The organism is Amycolatopsis sp. NPDC004169, assembly GCF_040610315.1.
Classification (GTDB): domain Bacteria; phylum Actinomycetota; class Actinomycetes; order Mycobacteriales; family Pseudonocardiaceae; genus Amycolatopsis.
This window is the reverse complement of sequence record NZ_JBEXMD010000029.1, coordinates 124311-131146: the sequence shown is the minus strand read 5'-3', so window position 1 is coordinate 131146 and position 6836 is coordinate 124311. Positions and strand designations below refer to the sequence as shown.

Below are 6836 nucleotides of genomic sequence, written 5' to 3'. Positions count from 1 at the left end.
CGGCCGCCGCCGGCCCGGTGGCGGCCGGGCCGAGCCTGACCGAGCGGCTGCGCGGGCTGGAGCCGGACGACCGGGTGGCGCTGCTGCGCTCGGTGGTGGTCGAGCACGCGGCTCGCGCGCTCGGGCACACGGACCCGGCCGCGGTCGACGCGGACACCCAGTTCATGGACGCCGGCTTCGACTCGCTCATCGCGGTGCAACTGCGCAACAGCCTGGCCGAAGCGGCCGGGCTGCGGCTGCCGGCCACGGTGATCTTCGACAACCCGACCCCGGCCCGGCTGGCCGGTTGGCTCGCGGCCGAACTGGCGAACGGCGGCGCGTTCGCCGGTTCCGGCGGCGGCGCGGCCGTGCACGACACGGTCGGGCACCTGTTCTTCGAGTCCCTGCGGGCCGGGAAGCTGCAGGCCGGCATGGACATGCTCAAGGCGGTCGCCGCCGTCCGGCCCACCTTCGACGCACCGGCCGAACTGGAGGAGCTGCCCGCGCCGCTCACCCTGGCCGAAGGCCCGGCCGGGCCGCGGCTGATCTGCATCAGCTCCCCGGTGGTGGTCGGCGGCGTGCACCAGTACGCCCGGATCGCCGCGCAGTTCCAGGGGGTCCGGACCGTGCGGTCGCTGCCGCTGATCGGGTTCGCCCAGGGCGAGCCGCTGCCCGCTTCCGCGGCCGCCGCGGCCCGGGTGGTCGCGGAGAGCGTGCTGGAGGCCGCGGACGGCGAGCCGTTCGTGATCGTCGGCCACTCTTCCGGGGGCGTGCTCGCCCTCGCCGCGGCCGGCCTGCTCGAGAACACGTGGGGCATCCGGGCGGCGGGTGTCGTCATGCTGGACACGCTCAGCCTCCGCCACGACGGTGACGACTCGACCGACTACATGGGCATGGCCGAGGACCTGATGACCGGCATCCAGTCGGAGACCACCACGATCGAAGCGGCCCGGCTCTCGGGCATGGCGTCCTGGCTGAACAAGCTGCCGGCCATGGCGGACCACCGGACGACAGTGCCGAAGATCCTGGTCCGCTGCGGCGAGGAGGGCAGCGAAGCGCCACCGGAGCAGCGGGCACTGGTGGACGGCACCGACACGATCCGCACGGTGCAGTCGAACCACTTCGCCCTGTCCCAGGAGCACGCTCCGCTGACGGCGGCAATCATCGGCGAGTGGCTGGAGCAGCTGCCGGCGCTGACTCCGGCACCTTGAGACCGTGGAGAGCCGCGCGCCCCGGCCGGAGCGCGCGGCTCTCCGTTGTGCCACGGTCACTTCCTCCCGGGCCGGCCACGCGAAAAGGGCCGCCACCGGAAGGTGACGGCCCTGGCGGTCGGGGACTTACCAGGTGACGAGCAGTTCATCGGTGAGGCCGCCGCCGAGCGGGGCGTCCGTGGTGGCCACTTCGGCCGCGGGGACCAGCGGCCGCAGGCCGGGCAGGCGGCTCAGCAGGCGGGTGAACAGCACCTGCATCAGGATCCGGGCCAGCGGGGCGCCCATGCAGGCCCACGCACCGTGCGCGAAGGTCAGGTGCCGGTTGGGCGCGCGGCCGACGTCGAACTCGGCCGGGCAGTCGAAGGCGTCGACGTCCATGTTGGCCCGGGCCAGGTCCAGCAGCACCAGTTCGTCCTTGCCGATGGTCACCCCGCCGAGCTCGATGTCTTCGCGGGCGTACCGCGGCAGGCTGAGGCTGCCGGACACCCGCAGCATCTCCTCGACGGCCCGCGGCACCAGCTCCGGATCGGCCGCCACCGCGTCGCGCTGCGCCGGATCGTTGGCCAGCAGCAGGAAGCCGTAGTCGATCTGCTTGACCGTCGAGCCGATCCCGGCGAACAGCAGCAGCATGGCGATCTCGCCGACCTGCTCGTCGGTCACGTCGTTGCCGGTCACCAGGCGGGACATGACGTCGTCCGCCGGCGCGGCCCGCTTGCGGGCGGCCAGGTCGCGCAGGTAGCCGAAGAACGCGGCCGTGCCGCCGCCCTGCTCGTCGGCCACCCCGCCCATCCGGGACACCAGGGCCGCGCACTGCTCGCGTTCGTCCGCGGGCACGCCCAGCAGCTCGCAGATCACCAGCAGGGTGAGCGGGGCCGACAGGCCGGCGTGCAGGTCGGCCGGGCGCGGCCGGGCGGCGAACGCCTCGACCAGGCCCGCGGTCAGCTCCTCCACCTTCGGCCGCAGGTGCAGCATGTGCCGGGCCGCGAAGTGCGGCTGCAGCACCTTGCGCAGGCCGTGGTGGAACTTGTCCCCGGCCCCGTGGTCGGCGGCGGTGGCCAGGTCGTAGGTGGGGTTGCCGGCGTACTGCGGCTTGTGTTCCGGATCCGGGTGCGACCGCCCGAGCCGGTCGTCCCGCAGCAGTCCCTTGATCTCGGCGTACCGGGACACCAGCCACGCCTGGTCGCCGGCCGGGGTGACGATCCGCCGCACCGGCGGACCGTCGTACGGTTCCCGCAGGTGCGGGCACAGCCGTCGCACGAAGGGCTCGTCGGACGCCAGCAGCACCCGTTCCTCCGTCGTGGTCATCGGTTCCTCCCTTTCGGCGGCCGGTGCCGCGGGCCGCGCTCTTCGATGGTGATCGTCGCGGACGGGCAGACCAGCGCGGCCTCGCGCGCGGCGACGGCGTCACCGCCGGACGGCGCCGGCCGCAGCACCGTGACGATGCCGCTGTCGTTCTGGTCGAACACCTCCGGCGCGGTCAGCACGCACTGACCCGCGCCGATGCAGCGTCCGGTGTCGACGGTGATCTGCACGGTCGTTCCTCCCGGTTCTCGAAAGTCGCGGGGCCGGGTTCAGCGGCGCTGCGCGCAGTGCGAGCCGCAGGGACCGGGCGGGGGAGCGCCGACGCCGTTCCAGGTGCTGGTGGCGAAGGTGACGCACCAGTCCGGGAAGCACGGACCGGACAGCTCGACCGCCTGGGGGTGCGAGCGGTCGACCCGGTGCCCCGAAAACGCCGACCCCAGCGCCGAAAACCAGCGGACCAGCAGATGCCGTTCACCGTTCATGTGGTGCCCTCCTCGCTCCGGTCCGGGGTGGACTGCCAGCGCACGGGCAGCGCGTGCAGGCCGAAGAGCGTGCCGTCGTACTTGAACGGCAGCTCCTCGAGCGGAGCGTCGATCCGGAGCGTCGGCACCCGCTCGAACAGCGTCCGGTACACCGCGGCCATCTCGGCCCGGACCAGGTTCTGGCCCAGGCACTGGTGCACGCCGAAGCCGAACGCGACGTGGTTGCGGGCCGGGCGGTCGGGCTTGAACTCGTGCGGGCAGGCGAAGGCGGCCGTGTCGTGGTTGGCCGCGGCGATCAGCGGGATCAGGCCTTCGCCCGCGCGGATCAGCTGGCCGCCGATCTCGACGTCCTCGACGGCGGTGCGCATGGCGACCAGGTCGGCCACGGAGTGGTAGCGGACCAGCTCCTCCACCACCCGCTCGTCCCCGATCCACTCCGGGTTGGCCAGCAGCGTGACCACACCCAGCGAGATGTTGTTGGCCGTGGTTTCGTGCCCGGCGATCAGCAGCAGCATGACCACGCCGGACAGCTCCTGGGGCGTGATCGCCCCGGTGGCGAGGATCCGGGTGATCAGGTCGTCGCCGGGCCACTTCTGCTTGATGCCGATCAGCCGGGTGATGTAGCGCAGCAGCTGCCGGACCGCGCCCGCCCGCTCCTGTTCGGTGCTGCGCTGCAGGTTCACCAGGATCTTGGTCTTGGCCTCGAAGAAGGGCCGGTCGTCGTTCGGCACGCCCAGCATGGTCGAGATCACCAGGGAGGGCACCGCCAGCGCGAAGTCCTCGACCAGGTCGGCCCGGCCGCCCTTGGCCAGCAACGCGTCCACGCACTCGTCCACCGTGCGCTGGATCAGCGGCTGCCAGGCCCGGATCCGGCGGACCGAGAACTCCGGGATCAGCGCCTTGCGGAACCGGTCGTGCTCGGGCGGGTCGAGGCCGACGAACCAGCCGGGGATCTCGTCCTGCGTCGGGACCCCGCCGGTCCGGCCGACCTTGGGGAAGCCCTCGTTCTCCGGGTTCGCGCTGATCCGGCGGTCGGTCAGCACGGCCCGCACGTCCTCGTGCCGGGAGACCAGCCAGACCGGCTGGCCGGTGGCCAGCGTGGTGCGGACCAGGCCGGCCCGTTCGCGGTAGCCGGCGTAGGCCTCGGGCGGGAAGGGTTCGCCCGGGCGCCGCACCGGGAACTCGACCATGGGGGTGTCGGTGCTCGTCATCGCACTTTCCGTAGGCAGACGGGGATCGGTGGGTCAGGCGGCGTGGAACTGCCGCACCTTGCCGGTGATGAACTCCTGGTCGCTCGCGGTCAGCCCGACGTAGGTGGGCAGGTAGAAGCCGTCCGCGGCGAACCGGGAGGCGTTGAGCGCGGGCCAGGACGCGTCGAAGTAGCCCGGCTGGCGGCTCATCGGCTTGAAGAACAGCCGGGTCTCGATGCCTTCGGCGGCCAGGTAGGCGCGCAGTTCGTCGCGGCGCTCGGCCCGCACGTCGTACATCCACAGCACGTCGCGCGGCGGCATCAGCGTGATGCCGTCGATCCCGGCCAGGCCCTCGTCGTAGCGCCGCTCGATCTCCTTGCGCGCGGCCAGCAGGTCGTCCAGCCGCTCGGTCTGGGCCAGCGCCACCGCGGCCTGCATGTCGGTCATCCGGAAGTTGTAGGCCAGCTTCTTGTGCAGGAACGAGTGGTCGTCGGAGAAGGCCATGCCCCGCAGGTGCGCGATCTGACCGGCCAGCCGGGCGTCGTCGGTCAGGCAGATGCCGCCTTCGCCGGCGGTGATGATCTTGTTGGCGTAGAGCGAGAAGCAGGCGATGTCGCCGACCGGGCGGACCCCGTGCGCCTCGGCCGAGTCCTCCACCACGTACAGGTTGTACTCGTAGGCCAGCCGCATGATCGGGTCCATGTCGCAGCGGCGGCCGTAGATGTGCACCGGCATGAGCACCTTGGTGCGCGGGGTGATCTTCTCCTCGATCCGGGCCACATCGAGGTTGAGGTCGTCCCCGCAGTCGACGAACACCGGCGTCGCGCCGGTGTAGGTGACCGCCCAGGCGCTGGCGATCATGGTGAACTCCGGCACGATCACCTCGTCGCCCGGGCCGACGCCCAGCGCCCGCAGGGCGAGGGTGAGCGCGGTGGTGCCGGAGGAACAGGCGACGCCGTGCGCGACGCCGTTGTAGTCGGCGAAAGCGCGCTCGAAGCGGCGCACGTGCGGTCCCTGCGAAGAGATCCAGCCGTCGCTGATCCCTTCGGTGACGTACTCGAGTTCCCGGCCGGTCAGGCTGGGGCGGGACACGGAATAGGTGTAGGCCACGGTTTCGTCGCTCCTCAGGCCAGCGCGGGCAGCTTCATCAGCAGATCGGCGGCGGTGCGCCGCCCGCCCGCGGCCTGCAGCAGCGCGGACGTGTGGGCGGCCCGCTCGGTGAACGCGGGATCGGTCAGCACGCGGGTCAGCTTGTCCACGACGTCGTCCGGGTCGACCGTGTGCGGCCGGTCCACCGTCAGCCCGACCCCGAGGCTCTCGGCGCGCACCGCCTGGTCGTAGCAGTCGACCCACAGCGGCCGGGACACCAGCGGCTTCCCGAAGTAGAGGCCTTCGTGGTAGGCGTTCCCGCCGGCGTGGTTGAAGAACACCCGGACCTTGGGGTGGGCCAGCACGTCGAGCTGGGACGGCAGCCAGCTTTCGATCCGCAGGTTGGCCGGCAGCGATCCGGCCGGCGGCAGCAGGTGCTGCTGCTCGGCGGGCAGTTTCCAGAGGAACTGGTGCGCGCTCATCCGCCGGGCCACCTCGACCAGCGCGTGCACCTCGTCCCGGGTCAGCCGGGTGATCGTGCCGAAACCCATGTACACCACGGACTCCTGGGCGTCCAGCCAGTCGGTGATGCTGCGGTCGCCGGGTGCCTGGGGCAGGTCGGGGACGAGCGCGCCGACCAGTTTCACCTTCTCCGGCAGGGTGAAGGGATAGTCCAGCTCGGCCACGGAGAAACACAGCACCAGCTCGGCGCGGTCGATCCGGGCCATCGCCTTGGCGGCCTCCGGTGCGATGCCCAGCTCCTTGCGGATCTCGCCGCCCTGCTTGAGCACTTTGGACATCCGGGGGTTGGCGAACATGAGGACGGTGCGCAGCTTGAACAGGCGATTGGCCAGCTGCTGGGCCGCGCTCATCGGGTACGGCAGTCCCGAGCGGGGCACCGGGAAGTCCCTCGGGGTGTAGGACTTGCTGAACGGGATGTTGCCGGTCAGCACGTTGCTGGGCAGGAACGGCACGGTCGGCACGAACGGGATGCCCTTGGTGATGGCCAGGTTGAGCGCGAACGTGCACATCACGTCGATCACCATCAGCGCGGGCCGCACCTGCTCCACGACGGCTTCGAGCCGGCGGTACTTGTCCACCTGCAGGCTGGGGTCGTAGGAGTGCTCGATCAGCGCCTTGGTGGCCTTGAAGCGCGAGCGCTGGGTCACCGCCGCGTACACCTCGTCGTCCCAGGTGACCGCGGACAGCTCCGGCACCGGGTCGCCCAGTGAGGCGAACCGCACCTCGCTGCGGGCGGACAGCGCGGTGACCTCCGCCCGCCGGTGTTCGTCGGTGGCGAACCAGAGGTCTTCGGTGCCGCGGGCGGCCAGCTCGCCCGCCAGCACCAGCAGCGGGTTCAACAGCCCGCTCTCCGGCAGGCCGACGAAGAGAATGGGGTGCTGGGCGGTGTCCATGGGAACTGCCTTCCCTTGTCGCGGGTCGTGCTGCTGTGGCGGGTCAGCCCGAAGTGTGCGCCGGTACGCCCAGGGAAAACCCCAGCTCTGGCCGGAATACCGGCTGCTCGGACGGCCTTTGGGAAAAAGTACAGTCGGGCCGCTCATACAGTCGCCGATCGAAGCCGT

7 protein-coding genes are annotated in these 6836 nt (G+C 71.5%); 1 reads left to right on the top strand and 6 read right to left on the bottom strand.

The features are described from left to right. A partial coding sequence (locus ABZX11_RS32205; RefSeq protein ID WP_354920044.1) for an alpha/beta fold hydrolase occupies positions 1–1190 on the top strand: 1190 nt, incomplete at its 5' end. Positions 1191–1316: 126 nt separating this feature from the next. Here ABZX11_RS32205 and ABZX11_RS32200 read toward each other — a convergent pair. From ABZX11_RS32200 to ABZX11_RS32175, 6 genes are read right to left on the bottom strand one after another with little or no spacing between them, the layout of a single operon-like run. Beyond that, positions 1317–2495, bottom strand: coding sequence for a cytochrome P450 (locus tag ABZX11_RS32200; RefSeq protein ID WP_176169605.1), 1179 nt, complete (start codon positions 2493–2495; stop codon positions 1317–1319). Further along, positions 2492–2722, bottom strand: a complete 231-nt coding sequence (locus tag ABZX11_RS32195) for a ferredoxin (RefSeq protein WP_176169606.1) — start codon at positions 2720–2722, stop codon at positions 2492–2494. Before ABZX11_RS32195 ends, ABZX11_RS32200 begins: the two co-directional genes overlap by 4 nt. Before the next feature lie 39 nt (positions 2723–2761). Continuing rightward, positions 2762–2974, bottom strand: coding sequence for a hypothetical protein (locus ABZX11_RS32190; protein ID WP_354920041.1), 213 nt, complete (start codon positions 2972–2974; stop codon positions 2762–2764). Next, a complete protein-coding gene (locus ABZX11_RS32185; RefSeq protein WP_354920038.1) occupies positions 2971–4185 on the bottom strand; it encodes a cytochrome P450 in 1215 nt (404 codons plus the stop codon). Before ABZX11_RS32185 ends, ABZX11_RS32190 begins: the two co-directional genes overlap by 4 nt. A 33-nt stretch (positions 4186–4218) precedes the next feature. After that, positions 4219–5256: a DegT/DnrJ/EryC1/StrS family aminotransferase gene (locus ABZX11_RS32180; RefSeq protein ID WP_354920035.1), complete on the bottom strand. Its 1038-nt coding sequence runs from the start codon at positions 5254–5256 to the stop codon at positions 4219–4221. 32 nt (positions 5257–5288) lie between these two features. Continuing rightward, positions 5289–6668, bottom strand: a complete 1380-nt coding sequence (locus tag ABZX11_RS32175; protein WP_354920032.1) for a glycosyltransferase — start codon at positions 6666–6668, stop codon at positions 5289–5291. Between the last annotated feature and the right edge of the window lie 168 nt (positions 6669–6836).